This is a genomic window from Enhygromyxa salina (assembly GCF_002994615.1).
Taxonomy (GTDB): domain Bacteria; phylum Myxococcota_A; class Polyangia; order Nannocystales; family Nannocystaceae; genus Plesiocystis; species Plesiocystis salina_A.
Window position 1 is genome coordinate 66,369 of record NZ_PVNK01000146.1, and the last position, 16,936, is coordinate 83,304.

The 16,936-nt window shown below is 67.2% G+C and carries 16 protein-coding genes; all 16 read left to right on the forward strand.

The window, feature by feature from the left end; genetic code table 11:
• Nucleotides 1–3: 3 nt before the first annotated feature.
• The 16 genes from nrfD (at nucleotide 4) to ccmA (ending at nucleotide 16,863) form a co-directional block, all read left to right on the forward strand.
• On the forward strand, nucleotides 4–1,389 hold the full coding sequence (gene nrfD, locus ENSA5_RS15365; protein ID WP_106392410.1) for an NrfD/PsrC family molybdoenzyme membrane anchor subunit: 1,386 nt from the start codon (nucleotides 4–6) through the stop codon (nucleotides 1,387–1,389).
• 12 nt (nucleotides 1,390–1,401) lie between these two features.
• Nucleotides 1,402–1,956, forward strand: coding sequence for a DUF3341 domain-containing protein (locus ENSA5_RS15370; RefSeq protein WP_106392411.1), 555 nt, complete (start codon nucleotides 1,402–1,404; stop codon nucleotides 1,954–1,956).
• On the forward strand, nucleotides 1,956–2,642 hold the full coding sequence (locus tag ENSA5_RS15375) for a c-type cytochrome (RefSeq protein WP_106392412.1): 687 nt from the start codon (nucleotides 1,956–1,958) through the stop codon (nucleotides 2,640–2,642). The genes ENSA5_RS15370 and ENSA5_RS15375 overlap by 1 nt, the downstream gene beginning before the upstream one ends.
• Entirely contained in the window at nucleotides 2,639–3,961 is a 1,323-nt protein-coding gene (locus ENSA5_RS15380) for a quinol:cytochrome C oxidoreductase (RefSeq protein ID WP_106392413.1), read from the forward strand. Before ENSA5_RS15375 ends, ENSA5_RS15380 begins: the two co-directional genes overlap by 4 nt.
• Nucleotides 3,962–3,980: 19 nt before the next feature.
• The gene (locus ENSA5_RS15385; protein WP_106392414.1) at nucleotides 3,981–4,589 is read left to right on the forward strand and encodes a hypothetical protein; all 609 of its coding nucleotides are present in this window, start codon (nucleotides 3,981–3,983) and stop codon (nucleotides 4,587–4,589) included.
• Between the two features lie 76 nt (nucleotides 4,590–4,665).
• A complete protein-coding gene (locus ENSA5_RS15390) occupies nucleotides 4,666–5,526 on the forward strand; it encodes an SCO family protein (protein ID WP_106392415.1) in 861 nt (286 codons plus the stop codon).
• A gap of 41 nt (nucleotides 5,527–5,567) precedes the next feature.
• The gene (gene coxB / locus ENSA5_RS15395) at nucleotides 5,568–6,542 is read left to right on the forward strand and encodes a cytochrome c oxidase subunit II (RefSeq protein ID WP_106392416.1); all 975 of its coding nucleotides are present in this window, start codon (nucleotides 5,568–5,570) and stop codon (nucleotides 6,540–6,542) included.
• A gap of 21 nt (nucleotides 6,543–6,563) precedes the next feature.
• Nucleotides 6,564–8,282, forward strand: coding sequence for a cytochrome c oxidase subunit I (gene ctaD / locus ENSA5_RS15400; protein ID WP_308726550.1), 1,719 nt, complete (start codon nucleotides 6,564–6,566; stop codon nucleotides 8,280–8,282).
• A gap of 21 nt (nucleotides 8,283–8,303) precedes the next feature.
• The gene (locus ENSA5_RS15405; protein WP_106392417.1) at nucleotides 8,304–8,972 is read left to right on the forward strand and encodes a cytochrome c oxidase subunit 3 family protein; all 669 of its coding nucleotides are present in this window, start codon (nucleotides 8,304–8,306) and stop codon (nucleotides 8,970–8,972) included.
• Between the two features lie 7 nt (nucleotides 8,973–8,979).
• Entirely contained in the window at nucleotides 8,980–9,453 is a 474-nt protein-coding gene (locus tag ENSA5_RS15410) for a cytochrome C oxidase subunit IV family protein (protein ID WP_106392418.1), read from the forward strand.
• Nucleotides 9,454–9,710: 257 nt separating this feature from the next.
• Nucleotides 9,711–10,778: a GTP 3',8-cyclase MoaA gene (moaA, locus tag ENSA5_RS15415; protein ID WP_181197780.1), complete on the forward strand. Its 1,068-nt coding sequence runs from the start codon at nucleotides 9,711–9,713 to the stop codon at nucleotides 10,776–10,778.
• Between the two features lie 162 nt (nucleotides 10,779–10,940).
• Nucleotides 10,941–11,354 (forward strand): cytochrome c maturation protein CcmE, encoded by a 414-nt coding sequence (locus tag ENSA5_RS15420; RefSeq protein ID WP_106392420.1) that lies wholly within the window; start codon nucleotides 10,941–10,943, stop codon nucleotides 11,352–11,354.
• Nucleotides 11,355–11,372: 18 nt separating this feature from the next.
• Nucleotides 11,373–13,409: a heme lyase CcmF/NrfE family subunit gene (locus ENSA5_RS15425; RefSeq protein WP_106392421.1), complete on the forward strand. Its 2,037-nt coding sequence runs from the start codon at nucleotides 11,373–11,375 to the stop codon at nucleotides 13,407–13,409.
• Entirely contained in the window at nucleotides 13,402–13,980 is a 579-nt protein-coding gene (locus ENSA5_RS15430; protein WP_106392422.1) for a hypothetical protein, read from the forward strand. Before ENSA5_RS15425 ends, ENSA5_RS15430 begins: the two co-directional genes overlap by 8 nt.
• On the forward strand, nucleotides 13,977–16,025 hold the full coding sequence (locus ENSA5_RS15435; protein ID WP_106392423.1) for an Ig-like domain-containing protein: 2,049 nt from the start codon (nucleotides 13,977–13,979) through the stop codon (nucleotides 16,023–16,025). The genes ENSA5_RS15430 and ENSA5_RS15435 overlap by 4 nt, the downstream gene beginning before the upstream one ends.
• A 121-nt stretch (nucleotides 16,026–16,146) precedes the next feature.
• Entirely contained in the window at nucleotides 16,147–16,863 is a 717-nt protein-coding gene (ccmA, locus tag ENSA5_RS15440; RefSeq protein ID WP_106392424.1) for a heme ABC exporter ATP-binding protein CcmA, read from the forward strand.
• Nucleotides 16,864–16,936 lie beyond the last annotated feature (73 nt).

Consider the following 16,936-nt stretch of genomic DNA (forward strand, 5'->3'; position numbering starts at 1 on the left):
ACCATGGCTTCTAAAGAACGCGATCCTCTCGATCCCGTCCGGGGGCGCAAGCTCCTGGTCGAAGGCGGTCCGAGCTTCCACGACATTACCGAGCAGGTCTGCACGCCCGTCGAGCAGCCCGGCTTGGCCTGGTGGCTGGCATTCTTGCCCGCCCTGGGCGGTCTCACCATCTTCGGCGCGTCGGTGTTCTGGCTGCTGTGGGAAGGCATCGGCGTCTGGGGCCTGAACAACCCGGTCGACTGGGGCTGGGCGATCGTCGACTTCGTCTTTTGGGTCGGCATCGGCCACGCAGGCACGCTGATCTCGGCGATCTTGTTCCTGTTCCGGCAGCAGTGGCGGACAGCCGTCAACCGCTCGGCCGAGGCGATGACGATCTTCGCGGTCATCTGCGCCTTGATGTTCCCGACCTTCCACACCGGACGGCCGTGGATCGTCTACTGGATGCTGCCGATCCCCAACCAGATGCAGATGTGGCCGAACTTCCGCAGCCCGCTGCTGTGGGACGTGTTCGCGGTCTCGACCTACTTCACGGTCTCGCTGCTGTTTTGGTACGTCGGCCTGATCCCCGACCTCGCGACGATGCGCGACCGCGCGACGACCAAGATTCGCCGGGTCGCCTACGGGATCTTCGCCCTCGGCTGGCGCGGCTCGACCCGCCACTGGCAGCACTACGAGAAGGCCTACCTGCTGCTCGCGGGCCTCGCGACGCCGCTGGTGCTCTCGGTCCACACCATCGTCTCCTTCGACTTCGCGGTCTCGCAGCTGCCCGGCTGGCACACGACGATCTTCCCGCCCTACTTCGTCGCGGGCGCGATCTTCTCGGGCTTCGCCATGGTCCTGACGCTGCTCATCCCGATCCGCAAGTGGTACGGGCTCGAGCACATCATCACGATCAAGCACCTCGAGAACATGGCGAAGATCATCCTGCTGACCGGGACCTTGGTCGGCTACGCCTACGCGATGGAGTTCTTCATCGCCTGGTACTCGGGCAACCCCTACGAGAGCTTCGCGTTCGTCAACCGCGCGTTCGGCCCCTACGCCTGGGCCTACTGGATCATGATTAGCTGCAACGTGATTTCGCCGCAGCTGGTCTGGTTCAAGAAGATCAGGCGCAACCCGGTGGCGCTGTTCATCCTGTCGATCTTCGTCAACATCGGCATGTGGTTCGAGCGCTTCGTCATCACGGTGACCTCGCTCAGCCGCGACTTCCTGCCGTCGAGCTGGGACTACTACTCGGCCACGATGTGGGACGTCGGCATGCTCGTCGGCTCCTTCGGCCTGTTCTTCACCATGTTCTGCCTCTTCATCCGCTATCTCCCGATGATCGCCATCGCCGAGATCAAAGCGGTGATGCCCGCGGCCAATCCCCACCCCCCGGGTGATCACTAGGAGCCGACCGTCATGGCCAAGTCCAAGAAGGGTTCCAAGACCAAGAAGTTCGGCCTCCTGGCCGAGTACGACAGCGCGGCGGCGATCTTCCACGCCTGCGAGAAGGTCCGCGACGCCGGCTACAAGCGCTGGGATTCGTACACGCCCTTTCCGGTGCACAACCTCGACAAGGCCATGGGCATCAAGCCCTCGGTCCTGCCCTGGATCGTGTTCGCCTGCGGCATGACCGGGGCCGCGAGCGGCATGCTCTTGCAGTGGTGGAGCGCGACGATCGCCTACCCGCTGATCATCGCCGGCAAGCCGCTGTTCTCGTTTCAGGCCTTCGTGCCCGTGACCTTCGAGCTCGGCATTCTGTTCTCTGCGTTCGGCGCGGTGTTCGGGATGTTGGGCTTGAACAAGCTGCCTCAGTACTACCACCCGCTGTTCAACATCGCTCGCTTCGCGCGCGCGACGGACGATCGCTTCTTCATTGCGATCGAGGCCAGCGACCCCAAGTACGACCTCGACAAGACGCGCAAGCTCCTCGAAGGGACTGACGCCGTCGCGGTCGAGGAGGTCGACGATTGATGCGACGCAACAAGGCCACCATCACTCCTTTGGCGCTCGTCGTTTTGGCGGGCAGCTTGACCGGCTGCTGGGGCAACCGGTCCGAAGAGCCGCCGGTCCACATCATCTGGAACATGGACTTCCAGGCCAGGTGGGACGCGCAAGAGAAGACCGACATGTTCGAGGACGGCCGGATCATGCGTGCGCCCGTCGAGGGCACGGTCGCGCGGGGCTTCCTCAAAGAAGACGACCTCTTGTGGCGCGGCCGCGGCTTCGACGGCCGCCTCGCTGACGAGCTGCCCGCGAGCATCGAGCTCGACGCCGAGCTGCTCGAGCGGGGGCGCGAGCGCTACGACATCTACTGCTCGCCGTGCCACGACCACAGCGGTCGCGGTCAGGGTCCCACGACCCTGCGCGGCGGCGGCTTCAAGGTCGCGCCCGCCAACTTGCATCAAGAGCGGCTGCTGCCGATGCCGCTGGGCTACTTCTACGAGATCATCACCGAAGGGAAGATGCCCAACATGCTGCCCTACGCGGCGCAGATCCCCGTCGAGGATCGCTGGGCGATCGCCGTTTGGGTCCGCGCGCTGCAGATCTACGGCAAGGACAAGGACTGGGCCGGCGCGGTCGTCGCGGCAGACGCCAGCGACGCCCCCGACCCGAGCGGCGCGGTCGCTCCGGCCGCCAACAAGGAGGGCTCCCGATGAGTGCTCACCACAAAAAGGTCTCGGACATCGACGAGAAGACGATCGAGATCAACAAGTCCACGCTGTGGGCCAAGCTGCCGATGATCGGCGCCGCGCTGGCCGTGGTCGGGTTCTTGGTCGGCTTCTTCGCGCCGGGCCCCGGGGGTGTGTTCGCCGAGGACGAGCACCTCTGGCACGCCAAGCAGTGGACGGCCTACCTCAACGCCTTCATGTTCGCGCTCTCGCTCGGGTTCGGCGGGCTGATCTTCGTGATCATCCAGCACCTCGTCCGCGCGAACTGGTCGATCGTCGTGCGGCGCCTGGCGGAGAACGCGATGTTCACGCTGCCCTTCGTCGCCCTCGCCGGGCTCCCGCTGCTGATCGGTGACACCGGTCAGGCGGTGTTCGAGTGGATGCACGTCGAGGAGATGGTCCACGACCCGATGCTCCAGGCCAAGGCCGCGTACCTCAACAAGAGCGCCTTCGGGGCTCGCTACGGCCTGTTCTTGGGCCTGTGGGGCATCCTCTCGCTGCTGTTTTGGAAGTGGTCGCGCGACCAGGACAAGGCCAAGACGACCGAGGCCGCCGACGCCCTGTCGTACAAGCAGCGCTTCCTCGCGCCGATCGCCCTGATCGCCTTTGCGATGTCGATGACCTTCGGGGCCTTCGACTTCATGATGTCGCTCGACCCGCACTGGTTCTCGACGATCTTCGGCGTCTACTACTTCGCCGGCATCGCCCTGACCTTCCACGCCTTCTTGGTCATCGTGTGCTTCTTCTTGCAGCGCAGCGGGATGCTAAAGGGTGTGGTCACGCCGGAGCACTATCATGACCTCGGCAAGTTCATGTTCGGGTTCACGGTGTTTTGGACCTACATCGGGTTCAGCCAGTACTTCCTGATCTGGTACGCGAACATCCCCGAGGAGACCGGCTGGTTCCAGTACCGGGCCCACGGCCAGTGGCTGAGCTTGAGCCTGCTGCTGATCTTCGGCCGCTTCATCCTCCCCTTCTTCCTGCTCCTGCGGCGCGGGTGGAAGCGCAACCCCAACTACCTGGTCTGGATGGCCTTCTTCGTGGTCGGGATGCAGTTCGTCGACATGTTCTGGCTCATCCAGCCGCCCTTCGCCCACCACGCGGCCTCGGCCGCGGCCAAGGCGGGGTCGCCCGAGGTCGCCGAGTACTTCCACACCAGCATCACGCTCACGGGCGCCGATGTCGGCTTCTTCATCGGCTTCACCGGGTTGTTCCTGGCCCTGTTTGGCTGGTCGCTGACAACCAGCAAGCTGGTGGCGATCAAGGACCCGCGGCTCGAAGAGTCGCTCAACCACGAGAACTTCTAGCCGAGAGGGAGCTGCGAACATGTCAGATCATGGACATCACGATCCCGGCGGCCACGAGCTCGACGCGGTCAACACCAAGCTGCTGTTTCGCTTGCTGTTTGGGCTCACGGGGCTGACGCTCCTGGCCTGCATCGCTGTCGTTCAGTGGTTTTACAGTCAGCGGCGGGAGCTCGATAACCGTCACGCGGTCGAAGGCTCGTTCCAGCTGCAGCAGTACCAGGGCAAGATGGCCAAGGACCTCGAGGGTCTCGACCAGGTCGCCCAGGACATCGCCGCCAACCCGGCCCTGCTCGCTGCGCCGCCGCCCCCCTCGGGCTGGATCCACCCCGACGACCTCGTCGGTGGGACCGCGGATCCGGCCGCGCCCGCCGAGGCGCCCGCGCAAGAGCAAGAGGTCGAGCCTGAGCCTGAGCCTGTCGCGGATCCCGCCGTGGAAGGCGAGGCCCCCGAAGGCGAGGACGCCGAAGGCGAGGACGCCGAGGCGGCCGAGCCCGCCAAGCCCGCCAAGACACCCGAGCCCGCGGCCGAGGAGGCTGACAAGCCCCAAAAGCCCGTGGCCGAGGAGCCTGGCAAGCCCAAGCCCACGGAGCCCGAGCCCAAGCCCGAGGCTGAGCCCGACGGCGAGTGATCTCGCCCCGCCAAGCTCCACCTACCCGTCCGCGAACCGCGTCATGAACCTGCACCGCAAAGCATCCCGGCTCCTCATGGGGCTCCTCGTTGGAGGTCTGTTGACCTTCACGATGGATGCGCACGCGGCCCCGGGCCGACGCGGCGAGGGGGCCCAGCTCGGCGACGCCCGGTCAGACAAGCTGCTGTCGCCGGAGGCCAACGAGATCGGCGTCGACGAGATGCTCGGCGGGTTCCTCGACAAGGACCTGGCCTTCGTCGATCACAACGGCGAAGAGGTGAAGCTCGGCGACTACTTCGACGGTGAGCGGCCGGTGCTGCTGACCCTCAACTACTTCCGCTGCCCGACCCTGTGCAGCCTCCAGCTCAACGGCCTGACCCGGACGCTCGATCGCTTCGATTGGCGGCCCGGCGAGCAGTACCGCATCGTCACGGTGAGCATCGATCCGCGCGAGGACGCGCGGCTCGCGGCCGACAAGCGGGCCTCGCACCTCGAGGCGCTCAACGTCGGTGACGACTTTGACTGGAACTTCCTGACCGGCGACGCGCTGCAGATCCACATGCTCGCGGCGCAGCTCGGCATCGGCTACGCCTACGACGCCGAGCAAGATCAGTACGCCCACCCGGCGGTTTTGATGTTCATCTCCCCCGAGGGCAAAGTCGCCCGCTACCTCTACGGCCTCGAGTATCAGCCCAGCGACATCAAGTTCGCGCTGATGGAGGCGGCCGAGGGGCGCGTCGGCAGCCCCGTCGACAAGCTAATTCTGTCCTGCTTCCACTACGACGCGTCGTCGGGGGAGTATGGACCTTTTGCGATGGGGATCATGCGCCTCGGAGGCGCATTCATGATCCTCATCGTCGGCATTCCCCTGGTCCTCGTCTGGCGGCGTGAGCGTCGTCGGCGGAACAAGATCAGCCAGCTGGAGGCACGAGCGTGATCGCTACTTTCATTCCTCCCGAGAAACTCGGCACCCCCTCGATGTCGGACTCCCCCTGGGAGTTGCTTCCGACCGCCTCGAACCACGCGGCCTCGCTCGATTGGCTCTACCTGGCCTTGACGATCGTGTGCGGCATCTCGTTCGTCCTGGTCATCGGCGCGATGTTCTACTTCATGTGGAAGTACAAGAAGCGCTCCGACGAGGATCGGACCTCGCCGCTGACCCACAACGGCAGGCTCGAGTTCGCATGGAGCGCGATCCCGGCCGTGTTCCTGATGTTGTTCTTCATTCAGGGCGAGATCGACTTCGTCAAGCTGAGCGCGCCGCCAGCTGACGCGATCGACATCTCGATCACGGCCGAGAAGTGGAAGTGGACGATCGAATACCCCGGTCGGTCCGCGGCCTCGACGACCGAGGTCCTCGACGGTGAGATCGCGCCGCTGCTGGTCGTGCCCAAGGGCCAGCCGGTTCGGCTCCTGATGTCGAGCAAGGACGTCATCCACTCGCTCTACATCCCGGCCTTCCGGGTCAAGAAGGACGTGGTCCCGGGGCGCTACGCCTTCGTGTGGTTCACGGCCATCGAAGAGGGCACCTTCCCGCTGTTTTGCACCGAGTACTGCGGCGACGAGCACTCCTCGATGCTCGCGGTCGTCAAGGTCGTGCCGCCCGAGGACTACGAGGCCGAGGTCCGGGCCGCGACCACGCTCGAGCAGGGCGCGGGCGAGACCATCGAGGCCTTCGGTGAGAAGGTCTACAAGGCGATGGCCTGCAACTCGTGTCACAACCCCGACGCGAGCGTCAAAGTCGGCCCCGGCTTCGGTGGCCTGTTTGGCAAGACCGAGAGCATGACCGACGGCAGCAGCCTGACCGTCGACGAGAACTACCTCCGCGAGTCGATTTACCAGCCCAACGCCAAGGTCGTCGCCGGGTTCACCCCGCAGATGCCGTCCTTCGCCGGGCAGATCAACGACGAACAGATGAACGCGCTCATCGCGTACATCAAGTCGCTCAAGTGACCGAGAGTCGGGAGAAAGAGCATGTCTGACGACAGCAAGAAGACCGACGAGAAGGCCGAAGATTCGGCCAGCACCGACGTCGTGGCCACCAAGACCGAGAAGCCCGTAACCACCGATGGCGACGGCCACGCCGAGGGCGTGGCGCCGGAGAAGAGCTACCTGACCGCCAGTCGCGGCGTGATGTCTTGGTTGGTCACCGTCGACCACAAGCGCATCGGCCTCATGTACTTGGTGGCCACCATGTTCTTCTTCCTGGTGGCGGGTCTGCTAGCGATCGCGCTGCGGACCGAGCTGTTCACCGGGCAGCAGGACTTCATGTCAGCGGCGACCTACAACAAGGTCTTCACGCTGCATGGCGCGATCATGGTGTTCTTGTTCATCATCCCCTCGGTCCCCGCGGGGATCGGCAACTTCGTGTTGCCGCTGATGCTCGGGGCCAAGGACGTCGCGTTTCCGAAGCTCAACCTCCTGAGCTTCTATGTCTACTGCATCGCCGCGGTCATGTTGATCCTGACCCTGGTGCTCGGCTCGCTCGACACCGGCTGGACCTTCTACACGCCCTACTCGAAGTCCACGGGTACGGCCGTGATCATGGCGACGATGGGCGCGTTCGTGGCTGGGTTCTCGTCAATCCTGACCGGCGTCAACTTCGTGGTCACGACCCACAAGATGCGGGCCCCGGGCATGACCTGGAACCGCATGCCGCTGATGATCTGGGCGCTCTACGCGACCGCCCTGATCCAGATCATGGCGACCCCGGTCCTCGCTATCACGCTGTTCTTGCTGGTCATCGAGCGGACCCTCAGCGTCGGCATCTTCGACCCCGCGATGGGCGGCGACCCGGCCCTGTACCAGCACTTCTTCTGGTTCTACAGCCACCCGGCCGTCTACATCATGATCCTGCCAGGCTTCGGGATCATCTCGGAGCTGATCACCGTCCACAGCCGCAAGCACATCTTCGGCTACCGGGCGATTGCGATCTCCTCGGTTGCGATCGCGGTCATCTCGTTCTTCGTGTGGGGGCACCACCTGTTCGTGTCGGGGCAGTCCGAGCTCGCCGGCATCGTGTTCTCGTTCCTGACCTTCGCGGTCGCGGTGCCCACGGCGATCAAGGTGTTCTCCTGGGTTGCGACGCTCTACGGCGGCTCGATCCGGTACACGACGCCGATGTGGTACGCGATCGTGTTCCTGTGGACCTTCACGATCGGCGGGCTGACCGGGGTCTACCTCGGCACCCTCTCGGTCAACGTCCACCTCCACGACACCTACTTCGTGGTCGCGCACTTCCACTACGTGATGGTCGGCGGCACGGTCGTCGCCTTCCTCGGCGGGCTGTACCACTGGTGGCCCAAGATGTTCGGGCGCATGTACAACGAGACCGCGGGCAAGATCTCGGCCCTGCTCGTGTTCATCGGGTTCAACACGACCTTCCTGACCCAGTTCTTCCTCGGTCACCAGGGCATGCCGCGGCGCTACTACGCCTACCTGCCCGAGTACGAGGTCATGCACCAGGTCTCGACGGTCGGCGCCTGGATCCTCGCGTGTGGTCTGTTCCTGGTCCTGTTCACGCTGATCCACGCGATCAAATCGGGTGAGCGGGCAACGGCCAATCCCTGGGCCGCGGTCTCGCTCGAGTGGCGCACCGCGAGCCCGCCGATCGAGCACAACTTTCATGCGACTCCGCAGGTCACGGGTAGCCCCTATGACTTCCCGGAGATCGACAAGTCGGGCAAGCACTGACATGCGTACGGAGCCACGTACATGAGCAGCAATGCACAAGAACACGAGGACCGGCCCTGGTTCCTCGCTCACCACTTCGACACCGTCGGGCAGCAGATGAGCTCGGCCAAGCTGGGCATGTGGCTATTCGCCTGCACCGAGGTGTTGATGTTCAGCGGCCTGTTCCTGGCCTACTTCATCCTCCGCGACCTCTACCCGGAGATGGTCCTGGTCGCCTCGGAGGAGCTCAACAAGACCGCCGGTGGCGTCAACACCGTCGTGCTCCTGACCTCATCGTTCACGATGGCGCTCGGGGTCCGGGCCGCGCAGACCAACAACAACAAGGCGCTCAAGCGCAACTTGCTGGTGACCATTGCGTGCGCGTTCATCTTCATGATCGTCAAGTACTTCGAGTACACGACGAAGATTGAGCACGGCCTCTTGCCCGGGGCGTGGTTCAGCGCGCTCGAGCACGGCTACATGCTGCCGAAGTACTCGCGCGTGTTTTACGGCATCTACTTCACGATGACGGGGCTCCACGGCGTCCACGTGATCGTTGGGATCGGGGTGCTCTCGTGGATCTACATCCGCGCGCGGCGCCACGAATTCAACTCGGAGAACTACGTCGCGGTCGAGAACGCCGGGATCTACTGGCACATCGTCGACCTGGTCTGGATCTTCCTCTTTCCGCTCCTTTACCTGGTGAAGTGAGGCAGTCATGGCGCACGCAGACTCCACCCAAAACTCGGTCTACCTCAACGGGAAGCCGGTCGAGAACCCCCACGAGGACCACCACCACGTCAGCCCGGTCTGGGAATTCACGGCGGTGTTCGTCGCGCTGTTGATCCTGACGATCTTGACCTACGTGGTCTCGTTCGCCGGGCTCGGCCCCGCGAGCTTGCCGGTCGCGATGATCATCGCGGGGACCAAGGGCGCGCTCGTGGCCTTGTTCTTCATGCACCTCAAATATGAGGATCGCTTCTACGGGTTCGTGTTTGCGGTGACCCTCTTGTTCGTCGCTATCTTCTTCACGCTCACCTTGTTCGACATGAGCTCGACCGACGAGCTCAACGAAGAGGCCGGCATCAAGTACAAGCGCACCGTCGAGGACAGCGCCGAGGCGGCCGAGAGCGCCGCCGCGATGAAGGCGGCCGGGCTCAAGCCGGCGGCCGCGGGCGGCGGCGGGCACTGAGCGCCCCAACTCCTGCACCAGCGAAGAGCCCGGCCCTGTGCCGGGCTCTTTGTGTTTGGTGGGTCCGGTCTCGTGTTTGGCTTTGGGTGCGGCGCAGGGTCGCGGGTGCGTGGCCAACGCCGGCTCACCTCCCCTAGAGGGCGGGCTGCGTGTGGGTGCACGGTGTTCACCGCTGTGGCAAGCTGTGGTCACGAAATGCGGCGCTCAACAAAGGGGCGCGCCGATTTTTCGGGCATTTTGTCGACCGGAGCACGAGCTTGAGCCTCGTTCAGCTACGCACGGATCTCGTCGGACGGAGCGCGAGCTTCGGCGAGCCCGTGCTCGTCGACCGGCTCGCGCGTAGGGTTCGGTATCTGCGGGTCTCGCTGACCGACAGGTGCAGCATGCGCTGCACCTACTGCATGCCGTCCGAGGGCATCGAGCACGTGCCGCGCAGCGAGATCCTCAGCCTCGAGGAGGTCGTGCGCGTGGTCGAGTCCTTCGCGGCCTGGGGGGTCGAGCGCGTGCGCCTGACCGGCGGCGAGCCAACCTTGCGCCGCGGCCTCGTCTGGCTGGTCGAGCAGCTCAGCCAGCGCAGGAGCGCCAGCGGCCGCCCGCTCGAGGTCGTGATGACGACCAACGGCGAGCTGCTCGAGCGCTTCGCCGCCCCGCTCGCGGCGGCGGGACTCTCGGCCCTGACCGTGAGCCTCGACAGCCTCGACCCCGCCCGCTTCGCGTCGATCACTCGGCGCGACCGCCTCGCCCAGGTCCTCGCCGGGATCGAGGCCGCGCGCGCGGCCGCGCTCCCGCTCAAGCTCAACACCGTGGCCGTGCGCGGGTTCAACGACGACGAGCTCGGCGCGCTGTGCCGCTTCGCCTGGGCCCACGGCGCGACGCCGCGCTTCATCGAGCTCATGCCGATGGCCGGGGGCCGGCTGTTCGTGCCCGGCGAGCTGATGCCCGCCGCGGCGATCCGCGCGCGCGTCGGGGCCGAGCTCGGCGCGAAGATCGAGCTCGGCGCCCAGCCCGACGGGCCCTACGGACCGGCGCAGTACTTCGTGGTCCGCGGCGGCGCCCACGACGGCCGCCGCTTCGGCACGATCGCGGCGATGACCGAGAATTTCTGCGCCAGCTGCAACCGCCTCCGCGTGTCGGCCACAGGCCAGCTCCACGCCTGCCTCGCGCGCGACGACGCCGGCGATCTTCGCCGCGCCATGCGCAGCGGCGAGCCCGGCCGCCTCGAGCAGGTCGTCCGCAGCGCGCTCGGCGACAAGCGCGACACCCACGGATTCGAGCGCGACGGCAGCGGCGGCCCAACCAAGGCAATGATCAGCATCGGCGGGTAACCCATGACCGCCACAGGCACCCATGACTCTGGCACCCACGGTCGCTCTGCGTCCGGTCGCTCCATCCTCGCCCCCTGGCAGGGGGCTCATTCTCCTGTGAGGATGGCGCACAGGTGGGACGGGGGTGGCGCGGAGTCGCCCAGGTAGAACGAGAGGACCGACATGGCACTGAGCAAAGGCACCCAGATTGGCATCGGCGCGGTCGTGATTGGCGCGGTCGCGTTTTTGGTCTTCTCGTCCCCGGACGAGGGCGTGCTCGAGTACGTCTACGCCGACACGGTCGTCGAGGCCCCCGAGGACTTCGTCGATCGCGAGTTCAAGGTCCACGGCAACGTCGTCGAGGGCACGCTGAGCCAGGACGACGACGACGACACCTACCACTTCGTGATCGAGTTCAAGGGCAAGCGGCTCAAGGTCGTCTACGACAACCTCTTGCCCGACACCTTCGTCGAGGGCGGCGAGGTCGTGCTGACCGGCCACCTCGACCCCGACAGCATGGTCATCCGCTCGAGCGAGATGACCGCCAAGTGCCCCTCCAAATACGAAGAAGAGCCCGGCGCGCCCCAGCGCACCTGAGCCCAGGAGCCCGAGCCCATGAGCGTAGCGACCCTAGGTACCCTCACCCTCCTGGTCCTGTTTGCGATCTGTCTGACGACGATCGCCCTGGCGATGATCGGCGCCCACCGCAAGTCGGCGCGCCTGGTCGAGGCCTCGGTCCAGGGCATCTACGCGATCGCTGCGCTCGCGGCCTTCGCCTCGTCGCTGATCATCTACGCCTTCTTGGCCGACGACTTCTCGATCCAGTACGTCCACCACACCAGCGACTCGGCGATGCCGCTGTTTTACAAGATCACCGCGTTTTGGGGTGGTCTCGACGGCTCGCTGCTGTTTTGGGTCCTGCTCCTGAGCGTGTTCTCGGCCCTCGCCGTCCGCGCCAACCGCCGCCGCCACGAGGACATGATCCCCCACGTGGTCTGGATCCTCGCGCTGATCGATCTGTTCTTCATCGCGGTCCTGATCTTCACCAAGAACCCCTTCGAGCCCTTCATGCTCGAGCCGGAGATGGCCGGCAACGCGCGCGGGCTCAACCCGCTGCTGCAAAACGTCTACATGATCATCCACCCGCCGAGCCTGTACCTCGGCTACGTGTCGCTGGCCGTGCCCTACGCGTTCGGGATGGCCGCGGTGATCACCGGGCAGGTCGACTCGGCCTGGCAGCAGAGCGTGCGCCGCTGGACCTTGTTCTCATGGAGCTTCCTGGCCCTGGGCCTGGTCCTCGGCGGGCTGTGGGCCTACGAGGAGCTCGGCTGGGGCGGCTACTGGGCCTGGGACCCGGTCGAGAACGCGGGCCTGATCCCCTGGTTCACGGTCACCGCGTTCTTGCACAGCACGATGATCCAGGAGCGCCGCGGGATGCTCAAGCGCTGGAACATCTCGCTGGTCATCTTCAGCTTCTGGCTGAGCATCGTCGGCACCTTCTTGACCCGCTCGGGCGTGGTCAAGAGCGTCCACGCCTTCGGCAAGGATCCGCAGCTCGCGTGGATCTTTGGCATCTTCTTGATCGTCATCCTGGTCGCGAGCTTCGGCGCCGTCGCCTGGCGCTGGCGGCTGCTGCGCTCGCACGCCGAGCTCGAGAGCCCGCTGAGCCGCGAGTTCGCGTTCTTGCTCAACAACTGGGTGCTCCTGGCGATGGCCTTCTTCGTGCTCGGCTCGACGATCTGGCCGACCTTCAGCGAGTGGTTCCTCGACGAGCGGATCACGATCCGCGAGAGCCACTTCAACCACTACATGGTCCCGGCCGGGCTCGCGCTGCTGCTGCTGATGGGCGTCGGCCCGCTGCTCGCCTGGCGCCGGAGCTCGACCGAGAGCCTCCAGCGCCAGTTCTTGATCCCGCTGATCGTCGGCGTGATCACGACCCTGGTTGCGATGGGCCTCGAGTGGCTCCGGCTCGACCAGCTCGGGGCCACGGCGAGCGCGGCCACGCTCGGGGCCGCGTGGCGCGATCACGTGTGGGCCCTGTCGGGGTTCGGGCTGTGCGGGTTCACCCTCGCAACGATCATCCAGGAGTTCTCGCGCGGCATCCAGGTCGCCAAGCGCAACAACCCCAAGCTCTCGCTGCTCGACGCCGGGATCCGGCTCCTGGTCCGCGCGCGGCGGCGCTACGGCGGCTACATCGTCCACCTCGGCGTGGTCCTGATGATGTTCGGCGTCGCGGGCAAGGCCTACGGGATCGAGCGCAAGGTCAACATGGTGCCCGGCGAGGTCGTCGCGCTCGGTGACTACGAGATCGAGCACCTCGGCCTGCTCGCAACCGAAGACTGGCAAAAAGAGATGATCACCGCCGAGCTCGGGGTCCTGCGCGACGGCGAGCGCGTCGACGTGCTGCGGCCGGCGCGGTGGTGGTACTTCCAGCTGCCCGATCAGCCGACGACCGAGGTCTCGCGCTACATGACGGTCGGCGAGGACGTCTACGCCTCGATGCAGACCGTGGATCTGACCACGGGCAAGACCCAGCTGCGGCTGTTCATCAACCCGCTGGTCAACTGGGTCTGGATCGGGACCGTGGTCATGCTCCTCGGCGCGCTGATCTGCATCGGCACCCGGCGCAAGCAGGGGGCCCTCCATGACTGAGGCCAAGTCCCCCGCCCAGGCCAGCTCGGAGCCGAGCTCCGGCGGCTCGTTTTGGCTGTTCGTGGCGTTGTCGCTGGTCGTCGCGCTGGTCTTGCTGCTCGGCCTGCGCTTCGGCGTCGGCGTCGACATCGACGGACCCACGATCGGGCTCGCGGTCGCCTGCGTGGTCATGATCTGGTCCCTGCGCGCGATGTGGGCGATGGTCGTCGCGCTCTCGCGGCCGACCGTCGAGACCCTGATCGTCGAGGCCGAGCTCGGCGCTGACCGCTCGACCCTCGCCGAGCTGCGCGAGGAGAAGCGCCGGGTGCTCCGCGCGATCAAGGAGCTCGAATTCGATCACGACATGGGTAAGTTGTCCGACGAAGACTTTCGCGAGGTCGGCGGTCGCTACCGGCTGCGGGCGATCGAGGTCATGCGCCAGCTCGACGACAGCGACGCGCTCCACCCGGAGCTCGCCGCCCACCTCGAGGCCCTCGGCGTCAAGCTGCGCCCGCCCGAAGCCGCGCCCGAAGCCGCGCCCAAATCCGCGCCCGAAGCCGCGCCCGAATCCGCGAGCGAGGTGAGCTCGTGAAGCCTTGGCTGACCTCCGGCCTCGCGCTCGGCCTCCTGATCGGTCTGGCTGCGAGCGGATCGATGGTGACCCCGAGCGTGGCCTCGGCCGGCCCGCCCCCGGGCATGCCCGACCCCGCCAGCATGTCGGGCATCCCGCGGCCCGATCCGAACCTGTCCCCGGGCACGGTCACCGTTCGCTGCCTCAACGGCAGCTTCGCCAACCCGGCGCTCGGGGTCGAGGTCGAGCTCGAGATCTCGACCGCCGCCGGGCCCCAGACCCGGACCGCGACCTCGGCCGACCAGGGCCGGGCGGTCTTCAGCGGCCTCGACGAGTTCTTCGGCGCCAGCGTCGTCGCCAAGGCGACCGTCGCGGGTCAGCAGCTGCGCTCGCAGTCGTTCGTGTTGGGTCCTCAGGCCGGCTTCGCCCTGCTCCTGGTCGCGACGAGCGAGGGCGCAGCCCCGGCGACCGGTCCGGGCCAGCATCCGGGCGCGCAGCCGGGCGGAGCCGACCCCCACGGTGGCCAGGGCGCGGTCCCGGTCCCCGGCCAGCCCTTCCCGCTCGACGGCCGCCCGCGCGGCACCTTGATCGTCGGGGCCCTCGATCTCTCCGCCAGCGATCCCAACGCCGAGGGCGGGGGCATCGGTCCGATCGCCGACGTCGAGGTCACGCTGACCGCCACCGTCGAGGGCGCCGAGCCGATCGTCGAGGTCCTGACCACCGGGCCCGAGGGCCGGGCGATGTTCGAGGGGCTCGACACCCGCCTGCCCGAGGGCGCGCAGATCGTCGTCGAGGCCGTGCTCGAGCCCGAGGGCGCGCCGCAGCGCTCGCAGAGCTTCACCCTCGGCGACACGGCCTACGCGATCGTCCTGACCCGCGGGGCCGTCGCTCAACAACAGCCCGCCCAGCAGCCGCCGTCGCAGCCGCAGGGCCGCCTCCAGCTGCCCGGTCCCCGCGTCGACAAGACCTTGGATCCCGGCCAGGTCCGGGTGTTCATCGTCGACGCCTTCGATCGCCCGGTCGCGGGGCAGGCGGTGGTCGTCCACAGCAGCGAGGCGACCGGCGACTCGGCAAACCGCACGGGCCGGACCGACGAGGGGGGCATGGTGGTCATCGACGAGGTCCCCGTCGAGGTCGACATGCTCTCGCAGGTCCGGGTCGTCTACGAGGGCGCGCCCTACTCGAGCACCCTGTTCGAGATGCCCGAGGACGCCGGGGCGATCGTGATGCTGCGGGTGTTTCGGCCGACCGGGGACCGAACCCGGGTCCGCAGCGCCCTGCAGATCGACGTCAGCCCGCGCGAGAACGACTTCGCCGCGGTCAGCTTCAACTACGCGGTGTTCGTCGACGGCGACGAGGCCTTCTGGGTCCCGGGCGGGATGACCATCTACGGCCCACCCGACACCCGCAGCCTCCACGTCATGGAAGAGTCCAAGGCCTGGTTGATGCACGACGGCGAGACCCCCTGGGTCGAGCTCGATCGTCCGCTCGAGCCCGGCGCCGAGCTGCGCCTGAGCTTCGCCGTCGGCCTCGAGCACGACGGCTCGCTGGAGATCGAGTGGAGCACGCCCTTTCCCCTGGTCGAGGACGCCTCGCTCGTCAGCGTGCCCGAGGAGCTGGCCGTGACCCACGGGGTCGCGGGCGCGCCCGAGGTCAACCCCCACGCCGGGCGCGACGGCGGGGCGCTCGAGCTCTACGAGCTGGGCTACCAGCCCTTCGCCCTCGGCGTGTGTGATCTGCTCGGGCGCGCGGGCCAGCCCTGTCCGATCGGCACCTGGGGCGGCAACGAGGTCTCGGTCATCGTCGAGGGCCTGCCGACGCGCAGCCGCGTGTGGCCCTACACGGCCTGGGGCCTGCTCGGGTTCGCCTTCCTCGGCATCGCGGTCAGCATGGTCGCGCGGCGGCGCGTCGGCGCGCGCGAGGCCCTGCTCGCGCGGCGCGACGCGCTGGTCGCCGAGCTCGTCGCCCTCGATCAGCGGCCCGTCGACTCGGCCGAGGTCCGGAGGGCGCGGGCGCGGATACTCCGGACCCTCGATCGCATCTATCGTCAGATCGAGGTCCTCTAGATGCTCCCCGCAGCCGTCCTGCACGCTGCCACGCGCGGCCGCAAGCGGCGGGTCGCTCGTCCCTCGGACGGTGGGCGTGGGCGTGCCTTGGCGCGGGGAAGCTGGTGAGTAGGACTGCTTCGTGAGCGCCTCGATTCTGCCTGCCGAGCTTCACGGGGTGACCTGCCGCTTCGGTCGCAAGGCGGTCCTGCGCGGCGTCGAGCTGGTGGTCCGGTCGGGCGAGATCGTCGGCCTGCTCGGGCAAAACGGCGCGGGCAAGACCACGCTGTTCTCGATCCTCGTCGGCCTCCGTCAGCCCGACGGGGGCGCGCGGCGCTTCGCGGGTAGCGAGCGCGCGGAGGTCGGGCTCGAGCTGCGCGCGCGGCTGTGCTGGCTGGCCCACGACCCGCAGCTCTACCCGCTGCTGAGCGCGCGCGAGAACGTCGAGCTCTTCGTCGAGCTCGCGGGCGCGACCCGGCCGGCGGGCGCGCCCGAGCCGGTCGCGGTGCTCGAGCGCCTCGGGCTCGGGGACGTCGTCGATCGGCCGGTCGGGACCTTCTCGCGCGGGATGGCCCAGCGGGTCGCGCTCGCGCGGGCGCTGGCCCTGGCGCCCGAGCTGCTGATCCTCGACGAGCCGTTCACGGCCCTCGATCGGGGAGGGCGCGAGCTGCTCGCCGAGCTGCTCCGGGCGGAGGTCGAGCGTGGGGCAGGGGTGCTGTTGTCGAGCCACGATCTCGACGTCGTCGCGAACGTGGTCGACCGGGCCTTGCTGCTGGACGGGGGCGTGATCAGCACCGAGGTCCGGCGCGAGGACGGGGAGGCCAGCGAGGCCTTCCGTCGGCGGATCGCGGACATGTGATGACCGCGGGGAGTCGGGGGAGCTCAGCCGAGCTCCGTCGAGGCGCAGGGGGTGTGAGGGACCTCCGTGGGGG

Excerpts from the sequence above, each read along its gene's own strand:
- ENSA5_RS15425 (WP_106392421.1), top strand. The coding sequence starts at position 11,373 with ATGAGCGTAGCGACCCTAGGTACCCTCACCCTCCTGGTCCTGTTTGCG.
- ENSA5_RS15430 (WP_106392422.1), top strand. The coding sequence starts at position 13,402 with ATGACTGAGGCCAAGTCCCCCGCCCAGGCCAGCTCGGAGCCGAGCTCC.
- ENSA5_RS15420 (WP_106392420.1), top strand. The coding sequence starts at position 10,941 with ATGGCACTGAGCAAAGGCACCCAGATTGGCATCGGCGCGGTCGTGATT.
- ENSA5_RS15410 (WP_106392418.1), top strand. The coding sequence starts at position 8,980 with ATGGCGCACGCAGACTCCACCCAAAACTCGGTCTACCTCAACGGGAAG.
- ctaD (WP_308726550.1), top strand. The coding sequence starts at position 6,564 with ATGTCTGACGACAGCAAGAAGACCGACGAGAAGGCCGAAGATTCGGCC.
- ENSA5_RS15405 (WP_106392417.1), top strand. The coding sequence starts at position 8,304 with ATGAGCAGCAATGCACAAGAACACGAGGACCGGCCCTGGTTCCTCGCT.
- nrfD (WP_106392410.1), top strand. The coding sequence starts at position 4 with ATGGCTTCTAAAGAACGCGATCCTCTCGATCCCGTCCGGGGGCGCAAG.
- ENSA5_RS15385 (WP_106392414.1), top strand. The coding sequence starts at position 3,981 with ATGTCAGATCATGGACATCACGATCCCGGCGGCCACGAGCTCGACGCG.
- ENSA5_RS15380 (WP_106392413.1), top strand. The coding sequence starts at position 2,639 with ATGAGTGCTCACCACAAAAAGGTCTCGGACATCGACGAGAAGACGATC.
- ENSA5_RS15375 (WP_106392412.1), top strand. The coding sequence starts at position 1,956 with ATGCGACGCAACAAGGCCACCATCACTCCTTTGGCGCTCGTCGTTTTG.
- ENSA5_RS15370 (WP_106392411.1), top strand. The coding sequence starts at position 1,402 with ATGGCCAAGTCCAAGAAGGGTTCCAAGACCAAGAAGTTCGGCCTCCTG.
- coxB (WP_106392416.1), top strand. The coding sequence starts at position 5,568 with ATGTCGGACTCCCCCTGGGAGTTGCTTCCGACCGCCTCGAACCACGCG.
- ENSA5_RS15390 (WP_106392415.1), top strand. The coding sequence starts at position 4,666 with ATGGGGCTCCTCGTTGGAGGTCTGTTGACCTTCACGATGGATGCGCAC.